This window comes from Polynucleobacter sp. UB-Raua-W9, from assembly GCF_018687435.1.
Lineage (GTDB): Bacteria > Pseudomonadota > Gammaproteobacteria > Burkholderiales > Burkholderiaceae > Polynucleobacter.
On the sequence record NZ_CP061290.1, the window covers coordinates 1,526,566 to 1,543,754 of the forward strand.

Annotated in this window: 15 protein-coding genes; 12 read left to right on the plus strand and 3 right to left on the minus strand. The window is 47.4% G+C overall.

The window, feature by feature from the left end; all coding sequences use genetic code 11:
- The first annotated feature begins 2 nt into the window (after nucleotides 1–2).
- The 3 genes from AOC07_RS07800 to AOC07_RS07810 are packed head-to-tail and all read left to right on the plus strand — an operon-like array spanning nucleotide 3 to nucleotide 3,499.
- Nucleotides 3–833, plus strand: coding sequence for a carbon-nitrogen hydrolase family protein (locus AOC07_RS07800; RefSeq protein ID WP_215357413.1), 831 nt, complete (start codon nucleotides 3–5; stop codon nucleotides 831–833).
- 20 nt (nucleotides 834–853) lie between these two features.
- The gene (gene tldD, locus AOC07_RS07805) at nucleotides 854–2,344 is read left to right on the plus strand and encodes a metalloprotease TldD (RefSeq protein WP_251371663.1); all 1,491 of its coding nucleotides are present in this window, start codon (nucleotides 854–856) and stop codon (nucleotides 2,342–2,344) included.
- A 30-nt stretch (nucleotides 2,345–2,374) separates the two neighbouring features.
- Nucleotides 2,375–3,499 (plus strand): 3-deoxy-7-phosphoheptulonate synthase, encoded by a 1,125-nt coding sequence (locus tag AOC07_RS07810; RefSeq protein ID WP_215357415.1) that lies wholly within the window; start codon nucleotides 2,375–2,377, stop codon nucleotides 3,497–3,499.
- Between the two features lie 38 nt (nucleotides 3,500–3,537).
- Here the strand turns inward: AOC07_RS07810 and AOC07_RS07815 are convergent, their stop codons facing one another.
- Nucleotides 3,538–4,107: a cob(I)yrinic acid a,c-diamide adenosyltransferase gene (locus tag AOC07_RS07815; protein ID WP_215292931.1), complete on the minus strand. Its 570-nt coding sequence runs from the start codon at nucleotides 4,105–4,107 to the stop codon at nucleotides 3,538–3,540.
- A 27-nt stretch (nucleotides 4,108–4,134) separates the two neighbouring features.
- On the opposite strand from AOC07_RS07815, the gene AOC07_RS07820 reads away from it, so the two are divergent.
- Genes AOC07_RS07820 through proC form a run of 5 tightly spaced genes read left to right on the plus strand, consistent with a single transcriptional unit; the run spans nucleotide 4,135 to nucleotide 9,656 of the window.
- Nucleotides 4,135–5,640 (plus strand): FAD-linked oxidase C-terminal domain-containing protein, encoded by a 1,506-nt coding sequence (locus AOC07_RS07820; RefSeq protein ID WP_251371747.1) that lies wholly within the window; start codon nucleotides 4,135–4,137, stop codon nucleotides 5,638–5,640.
- Nucleotides 5,640–6,782, plus strand: coding sequence for a glycolate oxidase subunit GlcE (gene glcE, locus AOC07_RS07825; RefSeq protein ID WP_215357417.1), 1,143 nt, complete (start codon nucleotides 5,640–5,642; stop codon nucleotides 6,780–6,782). Before AOC07_RS07820 ends, glcE begins: the two co-directional genes overlap by 1 nt.
- An 8-nt stretch (nucleotides 6,783–6,790) precedes the next feature.
- Complete coding sequence (gene glcF, locus AOC07_RS07830) at nucleotides 6,791–8,068, plus strand: glycolate oxidase subunit GlcF (protein ID WP_215357419.1); 1,278 nt, start codon at nucleotides 6,791–6,793, stop codon at nucleotides 8,066–8,068.
- Nucleotides 8,065–8,790, plus strand: coding sequence for a YggS family pyridoxal phosphate-dependent enzyme (locus AOC07_RS07835; protein ID WP_215357421.1), 726 nt, complete (start codon nucleotides 8,065–8,067; stop codon nucleotides 8,788–8,790). The genes glcF and AOC07_RS07835 overlap by 4 nt, the downstream gene beginning before the upstream one ends.
- Complete coding sequence (gene proC / locus AOC07_RS07840; protein ID WP_215292945.1) at nucleotides 8,787–9,656, plus strand: pyrroline-5-carboxylate reductase; 870 nt, start codon at nucleotides 8,787–8,789, stop codon at nucleotides 9,654–9,656. Before AOC07_RS07835 ends, proC begins: the two co-directional genes overlap by 4 nt.
- A 15-nt stretch (nucleotides 9,657–9,671) precedes the next feature.
- Here the strand turns inward: proC and ubiA are convergent, their stop codons facing one another.
- Entirely contained in the window at nucleotides 9,672–10,535 is an 864-nt protein-coding gene (gene ubiA / locus AOC07_RS07845) for a 4-hydroxybenzoate octaprenyltransferase (RefSeq protein WP_215292947.1), read from the minus strand.
- Nucleotides 10,536–10,545: 10 nt separating this feature from the next.
- Nucleotides 10,546–12,612, minus strand: a complete 2,067-nt coding sequence (recG, locus tag AOC07_RS07850) for an ATP-dependent DNA helicase RecG (RefSeq protein WP_215357423.1) — start codon at nucleotides 12,610–12,612, stop codon at nucleotides 10,546–10,548.
- Nucleotides 12,613–12,642: 30 nt separating this feature from the next.
- Here recG and queA point away from each other — a divergent pair, with 30 nt between their 5' ends.
- The 4 genes from queA to secD all read left to right on the plus strand — a co-directional run bounded on the left by queA (nucleotide 12,643) and on the right by secD (nucleotide 17,186).
- Complete coding sequence (gene queA / locus AOC07_RS07855) at nucleotides 12,643–13,689, plus strand: tRNA preQ1(34) S-adenosylmethionine ribosyltransferase-isomerase QueA (protein ID WP_215357425.1); 1,047 nt, start codon at nucleotides 12,643–12,645, stop codon at nucleotides 13,687–13,689.
- Nucleotides 13,686–14,843: a tRNA guanosine(34) transglycosylase Tgt gene (gene tgt / locus AOC07_RS07860; RefSeq protein ID WP_215292953.1), complete on the plus strand. Its 1,158-nt coding sequence runs from the start codon at nucleotides 13,686–13,688 to the stop codon at nucleotides 14,841–14,843. Before queA ends, tgt begins: the two co-directional genes overlap by 4 nt.
- A gap of 131 nt (nucleotides 14,844–14,974) precedes the next feature.
- Nucleotides 14,975–15,301, plus strand: a complete 327-nt coding sequence (gene yajC / locus AOC07_RS07865) for a preprotein translocase subunit YajC (RefSeq protein WP_215292955.1) — start codon at nucleotides 14,975–14,977, stop codon at nucleotides 15,299–15,301.
- Between the two features lie 25 nt (nucleotides 15,302–15,326).
- Nucleotides 15,327–17,186 (plus strand): protein translocase subunit SecD, encoded by a 1,860-nt coding sequence (secD, locus tag AOC07_RS07870; RefSeq protein WP_215357427.1) that lies wholly within the window; start codon nucleotides 15,327–15,329, stop codon nucleotides 17,184–17,186.
- The last annotated feature ends 3 nt before the right edge of the window (nucleotides 17,187–17,189 follow it).

The window sequence follows — 17,189 nt, forward strand, 5'->3', positions numbered from 1 at the left end:
TTATGAGTAACGCAAACCCCCTAGAACTCAAAATTGCCGGGATTCAAATGGTGTCCACTCCCGGGCTACAAGAGAATCTAGAAACGGCCAGTAGGCTGATTAAAACGGCAGCTCTTAATGGTGCGCAAGTTGCCGTTCTGCCGGAGTACTTTTGCATCATGGGACTAAAAGACACTGATAAGGTATCTGCCAGAGAAGTATTTGGAAGCGGGCCGATGCAAGAAAGGCTCGCGGCGATTGCTAAAGAAAATGGTATTTATTTAGTCGCAGGGACAATTCCACTCGAAGCAAAAAATCCAAACAAAGTACTTAACACAACGCTGGTGTTTAACCCAGATGGTCAAAGGGTTGGACGCTATGACAAGATTCATTTGTTCGGGTTTCAGACTAGCGCAGAGCGTTACCAGGAATCAGAAACCATTGAGGCCGGTGAAGAGCCTAGCATGGTCAAAATTACCATCGACGGCGTGGAGTGGAAGCTTGGTCTGAGTATTTGCTATGACTTGCGCTTCCCAGAACTCTATCGCACCCTCGGGCAAGTGGATTGCCACATCATCCCTGCAGCATTCACATACACTACTGGCAAAGATCATTGGGAAATTCTATTACGTGCTCGCGCCATTGAAAATCAATGCTACGTTTTAGCTTCAGCGCAAGGCGGCACACATCAAAATCAAAGACGTACCTGGGGCAACACCATGCTAATTGATCCCTGGGGCACGGTCTTGAGCGCACTCCCTGAAGGAGAAGGATTTATTTCAGGGGTTTTGAGCAAAGATAAATTAAACGAGGTACGCTCTAAGTTACCCGCGCTTGCGCACCGCAAGCTTTAAAGAGAGATCTACCGAATCACATGAATGCACCTGAAGCACTATTTCCAATCAATTGGACCAAAGCCAAAAAGCAGGGAGATCTTCTTAAATTAGCTAAATCTATTCTGCTTGAGCCTACCGGACTCTCAGAGCAAGATCTTCATAAGACATTTGGCAGCATGTTCGCACATCGCCTAGATGATGCTGACTTGTACTTCCAGCATACCCGAAGTGAAAGCTGGAGCCTTGAAGAAGGCATTGTGAAATCAGGCAGCTTTAACATTGATCAGGGCGTTGGAGTGCGAGCAATTTACGGCGATAAAACTGCCTTTGCATACTCAGACGAAATTAATTTAGAAGCACTGAGTAAGGCCGCTAAAGCTACACGCGTGATTGGCCCAGAAGGTGGCAAACAGGCTGTTGCTAGCAAACTATTCAATCCACTATCGAATAAGCTTTACTCTGATGTCAATCCCTTGGACTCATTACAGCCCAAAGAAAAGATTGCCCTCCTAGAAAGTATTGAGCTTCGCGCCAAAGCACGTGATCCTCGCATCATTCAGGTAATGGCAAGTCTTGCAGGTGAATTTGATGTTGTCTTGGTTGTGCGTGCCGATGGCTTGCTGGCTGCGGATGTGCGACCGTTAGTACGCGTTTCAGTTCATGTCATTGCAGAACAAAATGGTCGACGTGAATCTGGATCTTCAGGTGGTGGCGCACGACATGATTACCATTATTTTGATACTGCCCTTATCAATCAATATGTAGATGAAGCAGTGGATGGCGCTTTGGTAAATCTCGAATCACGCCCTGCGCCTGCCGGCCCAATGACGGTTGTCATGGGTCCGGGTTGGCCTGGCGTTCTATTACACGAGGCCGTAGGACATGGCCTCGAAGGCGACTTTAATCGCAAAGGATCCTCAGCATTTGCTGGTCGCATTGGACAACGCGTAGCTGCAAAAGGAGTGACTGTTGTTGATGACGGCACTCTTTCTGGACGCAGGGGCTCTCTTAATATCGATGACGAAGGTACGCCCACTCAATGCACCACCTTAATTGAAGATGGGATTTTGAAGGGCTATATTCAGGACAGTCTGAATGCGCGCCTTATGAAAATGCCGCTGACCGGCAATGGTCGCCGGGAAAGTTTTGCGTCGCTACCAATGCCGCGCATGACCAACACTTATATGTTGGCCGGTAAAGATGACCCCCAAGAAATTGTTGCTAGCATCAAACGTGGCTTATATGCAGTCAATTTTGGCGGGGGCCAAGTCGACATTACTAGCGGCAAATTCGTATTCTCGGCATCAGAAGCCTATTGGGTAGAAAACGGCAAAATCCAATACCCCGTAAAGGGCGCCACTATTATTGGCAGTGGTCCAGAGTCCTTAAAACAGGTCTCTATGATTGGTAATGACCTCAAATTAGACGGCGGTATCGGGGTTTGCGGCAAGGAAGGGCAAAGTGTTCCTGTCGGGGTTGGGCAACCTACTTTACGCATAGATAGCCTCACGGTCGGCGGAACTGCCTAAGATTGCTGAATTACGGCTTAAAATAGTTGTATGAGCCAACAAACCACTAATTCCACCAATTGGTACTCCGCCGTTGACAAAACGTCGGATACCGACGATCAACGCATTGATAAGATTGCCGTTCTGCCCCCGCCAGAGCACTTGATTCGCTTTTTCCCAATTTCGGGAACCCCAACTGAAGCTTTGATTAGCAAAACGCGTAAAAAGATTCGCGACATTATTCATGGCAAAGATGACCGCTTGCTCGTCATCATTGGGCCCTGCTCAATTCATGATCCACGTGCAGCGCTCGAATATTGTCAACGCCTTTTAGTCGAGCGTGAACGCTTTGCTGGCGAATTAGAAATTGTGATGCGCGTCTATTTTGAGAAACCTCGCACTACAGTTGGATGGAAAGGCCTCATTAACGACCCTTACTTGGATGAGAGCTACCGTATTGAAGAAGGTCTGCGTCTTGCACGTCAAGTCCTAATGGAAATCAATCGCCTTGGTATGCCAGCAGGTAGCGAGTTCCTTGATGTTATTTCCCCGCAATATATTGCCGACCTCATCTCTTGGGGTGCAATTGGGGCGCGTACCACTGAAAGTCAAGTTCACCGTGAGCTTGCCTCTGGTTTGTCTGCACCTATCGGATTTAAGAACGGCACTGATGGCAATATCAAGATTGCTACAGATGCTATTCAAGCGGCGAGTCGTCCACACCACTTCCTGTCCGTCCACAAGAACGGCCAAGTAGCGGTTGTAGAAACCAAGGGCAACAAAGACTGTCATGTCATTTTGCGTGGCGGCAAAGAGCCCAACTACGAAGCTCAGCATGTGCAGGCAGCCTGCGCTGAGCTAGCAGCAGCAAAGCTTCCAGCTAGCTTGATGGTTGACTTATCGCACGCCAACTCTAGCAAGAAGCATGAGCGCCAAATTATTGTTGCTGACGATATTGCCCAGCAAATTGAGTCTGGTTCACATCAGATTTTTGGTGTGATGGTGGAAAGTCATCTGAATGACGGCGCGCAGAAATTTACACCTGGAAAAGATGATCCAAGCAAACTGGAATATGGCAAGAGCATTACTGATGCCTGTATTGACTGGGATGATTCATTGAAAGTGCTTGAGCGTTTAGCGAGTGCTGTAAAGAAACGCCGAAGTAAGAAAAAATAATACGAGCAGCAATCATGACAATACTAAAAGAGGCTAATTTATTTGGTCTCTTTTTTTTCGTGCTTCCAAAGTACATCTGTACCACCAGCCGCACGATTGAGAATGCGTGACAGTACAAACAATAAATCAGATAAACGATTGACGTACTGACGAGGTGAGTCATATAAAGGCTCGGCCCATCCTAAGCGGACAATTGAGCGCTCTGCTCTTCTGCAAACCGTGCGACATACGTGCGCTTGTGCAGCAGCACGAGTGCCACCGGGCAAAATAAATTCAGTTAACGGGGGGAGCTGTTTGTTGTACTTTTCTAGCCAAATATCCAATTGAGCAACATGGTCTGGATTTAGTAGCTTGTAATTAGGAATACAAAGCTCGCCACCCAAGTCGAATAAATCATGCTGCACCTGCAAAAAAAGCTCTTTTAGCTCAAGGGCAATGCCCTCTGGGATCTCCTCAGTCATCAAAACACCGATTTCTGAGTTCAATTCATCGACGTCGCCCATGGCGCAAATCCGCAAATGATCCTTCTCAACGCGACTTCCATCACCCAAGCCAGTCATTCCAGCATCACCAGTTCTAGTGGCGATTTTTGATAGTCGATTTCCCATGAGCTTAATTATAGGTAAATGGCTAAAATGATTCATATGAATATGGTGACCCCGCCCCCCGATCTGGCCGCTATTAGCGCGCTTCAGTCAAAACTGGTTTCGGCCTTGCGTCCAATCCTTCCTGAGCACGCCCTGCTTTGGGAGCCTGAAGACACGATTCCCTATGAATGTGATGGTTTAGCTGCCTATAAGCGTATGCCTTTGGCGGTAGCCCTCCCAGAAACAGAAGAGCAAGTTGCCCAAATCCTTAAAATTTGCTTTGCAATGCAAATCCCAGTGGTTCCAAGAGGATCTGGAACGGGGCTAGCAGGTGGGGCCATGCCAATCTCACAAGGTTTGGTGCTATCGCTTGCAAAGCTCAAGAAAATTCTGAGTATTGACCCATTTACTCGCACTGCAGTGGTTCAGCCTGGAGTTCGCAACTTAGCTATCTCTGAAGCCGTTGCCCACCTAGGTCTTTACTACGCTCCCGACCCCTCATCACAAATTGCTTGTTCTATTGGCGGTAACGTCAATGAAAACTCGGGCGGCGTGCACTGCCTCAAATACGGCCTCACCCTGCACAATGTTCTACGCGTACGCGGGATCTTAATGAATGGTGAAATTGTTGAATTCGGCAGCCTGGCACCAGATTCTCCTGGTTTAGATTTGCTCGCCATTGTTCTAGGCAGCGAAGGCATGCTTGCGGTCGTCACTGAAGTTACAGTGAAGTTGGTTGCCAAGCCAAAACTAGCGCGCGTCATTATGGCTAGTTTTGACGATATTGAAAAAGGTGGGAATGCAGTTGCCGCAATCATCGCTGCCGGCATTATTCCTGCAGGCTTAGAGATGATGGATCAAGCCACTACAAGAGCTGTAGAGGAATTTGTAAATGCAGGCTATGACCTAGAGGCGGCAGCTATTTTGCTTTGCGAATCGGATGGCACACCCGAAGAAGTTGCCGAAGAAATCGAGCGCATGACTAAAGTGCTTGAACAATCTGGCGCTAGCGGTATTCGTATTTCTAGAGACGAAACTGAACGACTGAAGTTTTGGAGTGGTCGCAAAAATGCCTTCCCGGCCGCAGGACGCATAGCGCCTGACTACTACTGCATGGATGGCACCATTCCGCGCCGTCATATTGCAACCTTGCTGAAGCGTATTCAGGGCATGGAAAAAAAGTATGGCTTAGGCTGCTTGAATGTATTCCATGCTGGTGATGGCAATATGCATCCTTTAATTTTGTTTAATGGTGCCGATGAAGAAGAATGGCATCGTGCTGAAGAATTTGGCACTGAGATTTTAGAAGCCTGCGTTGAGCTTGGAGGCACAATTACTGGCGAACATGGGGTTGGTATCGAAAAGATTAACACTATGTGTGTGCAGTTTGGCGAGGGTGAACGCGAATCTTTCTGGGGCGTTAAAGCCGCATTTGACCCAGAAAAACTCCTCAATCCCGATAAAGCTATTCCAACATTAAGTCGCTGTGCTGAATATGGCCGCATGCGCATTAGTGGCGGCAAATTGCCGCACCCAGAATTGGAACGTTTTTAATGAATGCTACCAATCCCATCATTGAGGCATTTCGCGAGCAAATCCTGAATGCAGCAAAAAATAAAACACAACTCTCCATTGAGGGTGGCAGTACAAAATCTTGGTATGGAAATACCAATACGCATACCAAGCTAGATACCCGCTCTTACTCAGGCATTCTGGAATATCAACCAGAAGAATTAGTCATCACGGCCTGTGCAGGTACGCCATTAAAAGAAATTGAGGCGGCTCTTCACGAAAAAAATCAGATGCTCGCGTTTGATCCGCCACACTTTGGTGAACATGCCACTTTTGGTGGCGCCATTGCAGCTGGCTTGTCTGGTCCGGGTCGTATTAGCGCTGGCAACTTGCGAGATTTTGTTTTGGGTGCGCGCATTCTTGATGGCAAAGGTCAGGATTTAACTTTTGGCGGACAGGTGATGAAAAACGTAGCAGGCTATGACGTATCACGCTTGATGCCGGGCTCTATGGGCACCCTGTCACTGTTACTAGAGGCGTCTGTAAAGGTGCTACCCAAACCAGCTGCGACTGCAACACTACGTTGCCACATCTCTCAAGAAAAAGCATTGCGCACTTTAAATGAGTGGGCCGGTCAACCACTGCCGCTCTCTGCAAGTTGCTGGATTGGCAATGCTACTGACGAAGGTCAATTAACCATTCGTTTAGCAGGCGCAGCAGCAGCCATCAAGGCGGCTATTCCTTTGATGAGCTCCTTGGTAAATGCAAGTGAAATAGATCCTCAATCTGCAGAAATATTCTGGAATAGCTTGCGCGAACATCGGCTGTCGGAATTTGAAAATCTCGCTGCCGATCAAACGCTTTATCGCTTAGCTTTACCTGCAGCCTGTGGACCTCTTTCTATTCCAGGTGTAAATAATGAAGTTGTCTTGGAATGGCATGGCCAACAGCGCTGGATTAAAGCGCCTGGTGATGAAGCTACATTCAGATTAATGAAACAACTCGCATCAAGCCATGGCGGACATGCAATGCGCTTTAAACAGGGCGCTGATGTTAATCCTGCGTTTCAGCGCTTTACGTTGCTTAGTGAGCAAGCCCACTCTCAAGCCCTCGAACTTGTACAAGAGCGCCTAAGATCTGCATTTGATCCTGCCGGCGTATTTGCAACCAAACGTCTTCCATAAGTAACTCTATGTACACTCAACTTGCTCCCCAATTTGCCAATACTCCAGAGGGAATAGAAGCGGCTAGTATTCTGGGTAAATGTGTTCACTGCGGTTTTTGCACTGCTACTTGCCCAACTTACCAGATACTGGGTGATGAGCTCGATGGCCCACGTGGTCGCATCTACCTCATCAAGCAAATGGCCGAAGGTTTAGCACCCACAGAAAAAACCCGTACCCACTTAGATCGCTGTCTTACTTGTCGCAATTGCGAAAGCACCTGCCCTAGTGGTGTGCAATACGGCAACTTAGTCGATATTGGTCGTAAATGGGCAGAAGACAATAGTCCATTGCGCCCACTTGGTGAGCGTCTTACTCGTTGGGCGCTAAAAGAAGGTCTGACTAAACCAGCATTATTTAATTCGGCAATGGCCCTAGGTCGTCTAGTACGCCCACTCATGCCAAGCGGCATTAAACGCAAAATTCCAGAAGCCAGAAATAAGGCTTTGAGCAACTCAACTGATCCTTATGCCAGACCGACAACTGGACACGCTCGCAAAATGCTCATTCTGGAGGGCTGTGTTCAACCGGGGATGTTGCCAAATATCAATTCAGCAACTGCACGCGTTTTAGATGCGCTAAAGATCCAATTGATTAGCGCTCCAAATGCTACCTGTTGTGGTGCCTTGCGCTACCACTTAAATGATCAAGCAGGTGGTCTAGAGAACGCCAAGCAAAACATGGATGCTTGGTGGCCTTTAGTTGAAAGCGGTGTTGAGGCGATCGTCATGACCGCCTCCGGCTGTGGTGTTATGGTCAAGGATTATGGTCATCTATTTGCCAATGACCCCGCCTATGCAACTAAGGCTAAAAAGATTTCTCACTTGACTAAAGATATCTCCGAGATATTGCCAAGCTTTCAGAATGAATTAATTCAACTCGTTGGCATAGATCAAAAGCCGGGCGTGGTTTATCACCCACCCTGCACGTTGCAACATGGTCAACAAATCCGTGGCAAGGTGGAAGGCTTGTTATCAAGCCTTGGTATTGGCGTCCGCCTGTGCGCTGATAGTCATTTGTGCTGTGGATCTGCGGGTACTTATTCAATAACCCAGCCTGAGCTATCGGAGCAGCTTCGCAAGAATAAGTTGGATCATTTACATGCAGCTTGTGAAGCATCAGGGGCAGAAGTCATTGTGTCCGGCAATATTGGCTGTATTACGCATCTTCAGCAAGAAGATAAGCCAGTGCTACATTGGATTGAACTCGTAGACCAATTAATCAGCAAATCCTTTAAGGCCCAATGAATTCAATCGTTGTTAATTTAATGCAGGTACGTCAGCGGATTGAACTTGCCGCCCTAGCAGCAAAACGAGAGCCCGAAGAAATTGAGCTCTTAGCAGTCAGTAAAACCTTTCCGGCCTCGGCAATTGAAGAAGCTATGCATGCCGGACAGTCTGCTTTTGGCGAAAATTATGTTCAAGAGGCTGTTGAAAAAATTACTCAGTTAGCCAAATTACGTCCATGGCTTATATGGCACTTTATAGGCCCACTTCAAAGTAATAAGACTAGAGAAGTCGCAGAACATTTTGATTGGGTTCACAGCGTTGATCGCCTGAAGATTGCGGAGCGACTTTCTGCTCAACGGGGTGAATTTCCTAATCTTCCAGAATTGCAGCTATGCGTTCAAGTCAATGTGAGTGACGAGGATAGTAAAAGCGGCATACCCCTTTCTGAGGCTGAGGCACTTTGTGATTCCATTACTCAATTACCCAATATCATTCTTAGGGGATTAATGGCCATTCCGGCTCCTAGCTCGGATTTAGCTGAACAGCGCAAGGCCTTTTCGCAGGTTCAAGATTGCTTTAAACATATTCAAACTACCAGATTAATAGATCCCAAATATCAATTCTTTGACACCCTATCTATGGGAATGTCAGATGATCTTGAGGCCGCCATTGCTCAAGGCAGTACGATTGTTCGTGTTGGGACAGCCATTTTTGGGAAGCGCGATAAGATTAGCCAATGAGCGAAAATCGGAATAAGCCAAACAATAGCAATGTTCACATTACCTTTATCGGTGGTGGCAATATGGGACGCGCTTTAATTAGTGGCTTACTCGCCAACGGATTTAGCTCTAATCAAATCTCTGTAGTCGAATCAAATGCGGCAACCGCCCTAAAGTTACATGAAGACTTTGGCGTTCAAGGTATTGCAGCCTTGGAACAAATAGCTTTTAACTTCTCAAAAAATAATGTCGTGGTGATGGCCATCAAGCCACAAGACTTTAATGTTGTTGCTAAGGGCATAGCAACAAAACTCAAACATAATTCAGCCTATGGCCCGCTGATCTTGAGTATTGCCGCTGGTATTCGCTTAAAAGATATGAGTCGCTGGCTAGACCATACCCGCTGTGTTCGTGCTATGCCCAATACTCCAGCGTTGATTGGCAAAGGCATTACTGGCCTATTTGCCGATTCAGCGGTAAATGAATCTGATCGTAATTTAGCGCAGACTATCTGCAATGCGGTTGGCCAAAGCATTTGGGTTTCTGAAGAAAAGCTAATGGATGCTGTTACCGCTGTATCTGGTAGCGGCCCCGCCTATGTCTTTGCGTTTCTGGAGGCGATGCAATCAGCTGGTGAAAAATTAGGTTTAGATGCCATAAGCGCTCGCAAGCTAGCCTACGCAACACTTGAAGGCGCAACGCAACTCGCCCACAACTCTGACGAACATGCTGGCGTCCTACGTGAGCGCGTCACCTCTAAAGGCGGCACCACAGCAGCCGCTCTTGATGTGATGCAACAGCAGGGATGGCACGAGATCTTAGAAAAAGCGATTGATGCGGCAAGCCAACGTGGCAAAGTAATGGGCGATGAACTGGGGAAGAGTTAATTACCCAAGCAACTCTTAGCGAAGGCTAAGACCGAGCACAACTCCTAGAAATAAAAATCCGCCCAAATAATTATTGTGGCGAAATGCCCGAAAGCATTCTTCACGTTTGCGCGTAGAGATGAGTTTTAAGTGGTAGACGGCACAAGCGAGAGCCGCAAACCATCCAACTAAAAAGTAATTACTCAAGTCAGTCAACTGGGCGACCCAAATTTGACTAATAAATAAGATGGCATAGCTAATCGCTATTGCCAGCACCTCAAATTGCCCAAAGGTGATTGCCGAGGTACGTAAGCCCAATCGTAAATCATCCTCTCGATCGACCATGGCATAGGCGGTGTCATAGGCTATGGCCCAAAAAATATTTCCTATAAATAAGATCCAGGCCTCTAAGGGGATGGTGTTGAGAATGGCAGCATAAGCCATTGGGATGCCAAAACCAAAAGCAATCCCCAGAACAGCTTGGGGCATGGCAAAAAAGCGCTTGGTAAAGGGGTAAATAAACGCCACCGCCAATGCAAGTACTGAGAGTTTCTTGGTATACCCATTCAGGGTTTGAATTAGCAAGAAGGCAATCAAAGCCAAAATAGCGGCAATCAATACCGCCTCTTTGCCAGAAATCTTGCCACTAGTGACTGGACGCGCTTGTGTTCTCTGCACATGACGATCAAAGTTGCGATCAGCGTAATCGTTAATCGCACATCCCGCGCTGCGCATCAAGAAAGTACCTGCCACGAATATCAATAAGATTTTTAAATCTGGCACGCCACCACTAGCAAGCCATAAGGCCCACAGGGTTGGCCATAAAAGCAATAAGATGCCAATCGGCTTATCCAGGCGAATCAGATAAGCATATGAAATCAGGCGGTCGTTCAGAAACATTCTGTAATTATCACGCCTTTAGAAAATCAGCACGAGACCCAAGCCAACGCTCAAGATGACGCTCCACTACATCAGCATGCTCTGCTAATAATCGCTCAGCCGCTTGTTGAGCCAGCTCAATGAGCCAAGCATCACGCTGTAAATCAACAAATCGCAACATGGCATCTCCGGACTGCTTCGCTCCAAGCAATTCACCAGGACCACGTAAAGAAAGATCCCGCTCTGCGATAACAAAGCCGTCAGATACTTCACGTAAAGTTTGCAAACGCTCTTTAGCGGCCATTGATAAAGGCTCAGCGTACATCAAGATACAAACTGAATCGGCAGAGCCACGGCCCACGCGCCCACGCAGTTGATGAATTTGCGCATAACCAAAGCGTTCAGCATGCTCAATCACCATCAGCGCAGCATTGGGCACATCCACCCCGACTTCAATAACAGTTGTAGCAACTAAGAGTTGGATTTCATTGGCCTTGAAGGCGGCCATCACCGCCGCTTTTTCTTCGGCCTTTAAGCGGCCATGTACTAGGCCAACCTTAAAATCAGGCAAGGCCTGTGTTAATTGCTCATAACTCTCAACCGCTGTTTGCAATTGCAGCGCTTCAGACTCTTCAATCAAAGGACAAACCCAATAAGCTTGTAATCCTTTAAATAGCCAACTCTGTAAACCTCCAATCACCTCATCGCGGCGACTGGCCTTCACCACCCTAGTGGCAATCGGTTTTCGACCGGGAGGCAACTCATCAATCACAGAAACATCAAGATCTGCGTAATAGGTCATTGCTAAAGTACGCGGAATTGGCGTGGCGGACATCATTAATTGATGGCAGTAGAACAATTCGGATCCAAGTCTTTGCTGAATTTCGAGACGCTGCCTCACTCCAAAACGATGTTGCTCATCTATGACCGCCAAGCCCAATTTAGAAAAACTGACGCTCTCCTGAATAAGTGCATGGGTACCGATAATGAGCTGAGCCTGCCCGCTCTCAATCATTTCTTGGGCCAGTCTTTTTTCTTTGGCCTTCAAGCTGCCAGAGAGCCAGGCAATTCGAACACCTAACGGCCCAAACCATTCCTTCATCTTTAGATAGTGCTGCTCAGCCAAGATCTCTGTAGGCGCCATGATCGCAGCCTGATAACCATGATCCATAACCCTCGCCGCCGCTAAGGCAGCAACAACAGTCTTACCGCTGCCTACGTCACCCTGCAAAAGACGATTCATGGGAAACGATTTTTCTAGATCATTGCCAATTTCCGACCAGACGCGATCTTGTGCTGCAGTGAATTTAAAAGGTAGCGCTTTGCATAAACCCCTCTCAAGACTTTGTTCTTGGGAAAGCTTTGCAAAACTCGGAGCATGTCTATCTCTACGAATGGCATGGGCACGCTTTAAAGAAATTTGTTGTGCAAGCAATTCTTCGAACTGTACTCGTCGCCATGCAGGGTCGGTACGCTCAAACAATGCTTGCGTATCAGCATCCGCAGGTGGTTGGTGCAAATAAGTAATGGCAGATTGCAGATTTGGCCAGTCATTACTGGGGAGCAACTCTGTCATTAACTTCTTAGGCAAGAACTCAGCCAAGCTATCTTGCAAGCGAGGATCACGTAATGCCTGTGCAACTGCTTTGCGAATGACCGTTTGCGAAACACCAGCGCTTGCCGGATAGACTGGGGTAAGACTAGTTGGCAAAGGAGCATCTGCGGCTAGAGCCCTAACAGTAGGATGGACCATTTCCGATCCCTGAAACCCTTCGCGCACCTCTCCGCGGACTCGGACATGCGCACCCACTGCCATTTGCTTTTGCTGACTCGGATAGAAATTCAGGAAGCGCAGTTGCAAAGTCGCAGTATCGTCTTCAATGGTGACTAGCATCTGCCTTCTGGGTCTAAATAAGACCTGATTACGAATTACCACCCCTTGGGTCTGCGCCGAACTAAATCTGCCTTGATTTAAGGCGTCTTCAATCGTCAATAACTCGGTCTCGTCTTCATAACGTGAGGGAAGATGCAAAGCAAGGGCCATAGGGCTGTCTAAACCCATCTTTTGGAGTGTGCTTGGCGCTTGTTTAGTAGTCATCGTTAAAATCTAATACCTGATGGTAATGCTATGCAACTTTCCGACTTTAATTACGAACTTCCCGCCAATCTAATTGCCCAACACCCTTTGGCAAATAGAACCGATAGCCGCCTCCTAGAGGTCAATGCTGACGGGAAGAATGACGCCCAGCTTATAGACCGTCAGTTTAAGGATATTCTTAGCCTTATCAAGCCAGGGGATTTATTGGTATTCAATGACACCAAAGTCATTCCCGCAAGACTGCATGGCAAAAAAGAGACTGACGGTAATGTTGAGCTTCTCATCGAGCGAATTAGTGGTGACATGCAAGCTTGGGTCCAAATCAGGGCATCCAAAGTTCCTAAAACAGGCTCGATTGTGCATATCCATAATCAAGCTGGAGAAACTTTTCCAGTAGAGATGATTGGATATGATGGTCGCTTTTACGAAGTCCGCTTTCCGGAAAATGTATTTTCTCTGCTCGAGCGTTTCGGTGAATTACCGCTACCACCCTATATCGAACATCAACCCGATGGTGAAGATGCACAGCGCTACCAAACTGTAGTGGCGAAAAATCCAGGTGCAGTAGCTGCACCTACCGCCGGACTTCATTTTGACGAAAACATTTTGCAGCAATTAAAAGATTTTGGAGTGCATCAAGCCACTGTTACCCTACACGTAGGGGCGGGCACCTTTACCCCTGTTCGTGAAGAAGACCTCTCGAAACACAAGATGCATCATGAGTGGTTCTCCATTCCAGAAGAAACTTTGCAAGCGATTGAAGACACCAAGAAAAAAGGCGGGCGAGTAGTTGCAGTAGGTACAACCAGCCTCAGAGCCCTAGAGAGCCAGGCTCTTAGCCGACAAAGCAGTGGTGAGACCAACCTCTTTATTACCCCGGGCTTTCAGTTCAAAGCCGTAGATTGCTTGTTAACAAACTTTCATCTGCCAAAATCTACCTTATTAATGTTGGTGAGCGCTTTTGCGGGCATGGGCAATATCCGCGCCGCCTACCAACATGCCATTGATCAGAGATATCGCTTCTTCAGCTATGGAGATGCAATGTTTCTTTGCCGACTTGAGAATACAAATCCATGACCAAGCCTGTTCACTTTAATATTTTGGCGCGCGACTCGCAAAGTCCTGCTCGCCTTGGTCAACTTGATCTTCCCCATGGCAGCGTGCAAACGCCCATTTTTATGCCAGTCGGAACTTATGGCACCGTAAAGGCAATGACACCGCGCGACCTGAATGAAGCAAAAGCGCAGATTATTTTAGGCAACACCTTTCATCTTTGGTTGCGCCCAGGTCTAGATGTCATCAAGAAACATGGTGGCTTACATCGCTTCATGGCTTGGGATAAACCTATTCTGACTGACTCAGGCGGCTTTCAGGTGTTTAGCCTGGGGGCACTTCGCAAGATCTCCGAAGAGGGCGTCACTTTTGCCTCCCCGATTAACGGCGACAAATTGTTCATGTCTCCAGAGGTATCAATGGAGATTCAGGCGGTATTGAACAGCGATATTGCCATGCAATTTGATGAGTGCACCCCTTACGAAATCAAAGGTCAACCTACTTCAGAAAAAACTGCCCGAGCCTCGCTTGAAATGTCACTTCGCTGGGGCGATCGGTCGCTCAAACGTTTTCGAGAACTCAATACTGGCAATGGTTTATTTGGCATCGTCCAGGGCGGCATGTTTGAGAATCTGCGCGAGTTTTCCTTAGATGCCGTCAGTCAGCAAGGTTTTGATGGAATTGCCATTGGCGGACTCTCCGTTGGAGAGCCTAAGCCTGAATTTGAGCGAATCTTGAATTTCACGGCACCCAAGCTTCCCGAGCATATGCCGCACTACCTTATGGGCGTTGGGACGCCCGAGGACCTAATTCTTGGAGTTAGCCTAGGTATTGATATGTTTGATTGCGTAATGCCCACCCGAAATGCCCGCAATGGCTGGCTATTTACCCGCTTTGGAGACCTCAAATTACGCAATTCTGGCTACAAGGACGATGATCGACCACTCGACCCTACTTGTAGCTGTTACACCTGCCAGAACTTCACCAGATCCTATTTAAATCACCTCCAAAAAGCCAATGAGATTCTCGGATCGCAGCTCAACACCATTCACAATCTCTCCTATTACCTCCAGTTGATGACGGAAGTCAGGGAGGCCTTGAGCAAAGATCGTTTTAGCGCCTATCGCGAAGAATTTCATCAGAATCGTCAGCGTGGCGTTGAGCCTGGGCAGGATTAATAGCCCTGCAGGGCGCACGCCCCTCTAAATCACCCCCAAAGCCCCACACAGTTTAGAATTGCGGGTTTACGGCTTTGCTTAAAAGCCTAAAACCGAAGCAGTTTCCAAATAGTCTTTAACGGAGGTTTTGTATGTGGATTAGTAACGCTTTTGCCCAAGCTACAGCTGCGGGTCCAGATTCTGGTGGCTTAATGAGCTTCCTTCCATTGGTTTTGATGTTTGCAGTTTTGTACTTCATCATGATTCGCCCACAAATGAAGCGTCAAAAAGAAACTAAAGCTATGCTCGAATCATTAGCAGTTGGCGACGAAGTCGTTACTGTTGGCGGCATTATGGGCAAAGTAACAGCGCTGAAAGATCAAGTTGTCACCGTTGAAATTTCTGCCGGCACTGAAGTGCAGTTGCAAAAAGGTGCTATCACTACCGTTTTGCCAAAGGGCACGCTGAAGTCTGCTTAATACCTTTGTTTAAAAGTATCCCACTATGAATCGCTACCCTCTCTGGAAGTATCTAGTTATCGCCGTTGCTTTATTAATTGGCGGGCTATATTCATTACCAAATTTTTATGGTGAGGCTCCAGCGGTTCAAATCTCGTCCGCCAAACCAACCATCAAGGTTGATTTGGCGACACAAGCTCGCGTTGAAAAGATTATGACTGAGGCTGACATCAGCAACACTGGCATTTTCTTTGAGAACGCCACCAATGTAGGTTCAATCAAAATTCGGTTTAACAGCACTGACATCCAACTGCGCGCACGAGATCTCTTGCAGCAGAAAATGAATATCGATCCAAATGATCCCAATTTCACAGTTGCCCTTAATCTCCTATCCAATACACCGGGCTGGTTAAATGCAATTAACGCCCTACCTATGCCACTGGGGCTTGACTTGCGCGGCGGTGTCTACTTCCTTTTACAGGTAGATATGAAGGGTGCAGTTCAGAAGAAGGTTACCTCTTTGGCAACTGATATCCGCACCCAACTACGAGACAAGAATATTCGCCATCAAGGTATTGAGCGTGGCGCAGATAGCATTACTATTAATTTTGGCAGCACTACTGATGCTGAGGCTGCTCGTACAGTTCTGTTATCTACTCAGCCTGAACTGATTTGGCAAGTCAAGCCTACCGGCCTCTCCCCAAAGTTAGTTGGCGAATTCAAACCAACAGCTTTAAAAGAAATACAAGATAACGCAGTCAAGCAAAACATCATCACCCTGAATAAGCGCGTAAATGAGTTAGCCGTTAAGGAACCCGTTATTCAGCAACAAGGTGCAGAGCGCATTGTGGTGCAATTGCCAGGCGTTCAAGATACTGCGCGTGCCAAAGACATTATTGGTCGTACAGCAACCCTAGAGTCTCGCTTGGCCGACCCATTGGTCTCCACTATTGGTATTGGTGAAACGCCGCCTCCAGGCATGGATACCTTCCGCTTCGGAGAAAACCGTTTAGGCGTATTTAAGAAATCTGTCATTTTCAGTGGCGATCGCATTACTGATGCAAGCGCTGGTTTTGATCAAAACCAGCGTCCCGCCGTCAATATCTCACTGGATGCCGCTGGTGGCCGCGTAATGCAAGAAGTCACTCGCGAAAACATTGGCAAACCAATGGGCATGATTCTGTTTGAAAAAGGCAAAGGCGAGGTTCTGACAATCGCCACCATTCAAGGTGAATTTGGATCCAAGTTTCAAATCACGGGCCAACCAACTACTGCGAGCGCAAATGACTTAGCACTCTTGCTGCGCGCTGGCTCTTTGGCTGCCCCAATGGAAATCATTGAAGAGCGAACCATTGGACCAAGCTTAGGCGCCGAAAATATCGAGAAAGGCTTCAAGTCACTTTTAATCGGCTTTGGCGCAATTGCTATCTTTATGATGGCTTACTACTTACTCTTTGGCACATTCTCGGTAGTTGCCTTGGCAGTGAACTTGCTCCTGCTGATTTCCGTCTTATCAATGTTGCAAGCCACTCTCACCTTACCCGGCATTGCCGCGATGGCCCTGGCACTTGGTATGGCAATTGACTCCAACGTATTGATTAACGAACGTATACGTGAAGAGCTACGTAATGGCGCTGCGCCACAAACCGCTATTGCAGTTGGCTTTGATAAAGCTTGGGCAACGATTTTAGACTCCAACGTGACAACCTTAATTGCTGGTCTTGCCCTTTTAGCATTTGGCTCTGGCCCAATCAAAGGCTTTGCGGTGGTTCACTGCTTAGGCATTTTGACTTCAATGTTCTCGGCCGTCTTCTTCTCGCGTGGTCTTGTCAACCTTTGGTATGGCAGACATAAGAAGGTTCAAAAACTCGCTATCGGCCAAGTTTGGCGCCCACAGGAGAAATAAGTC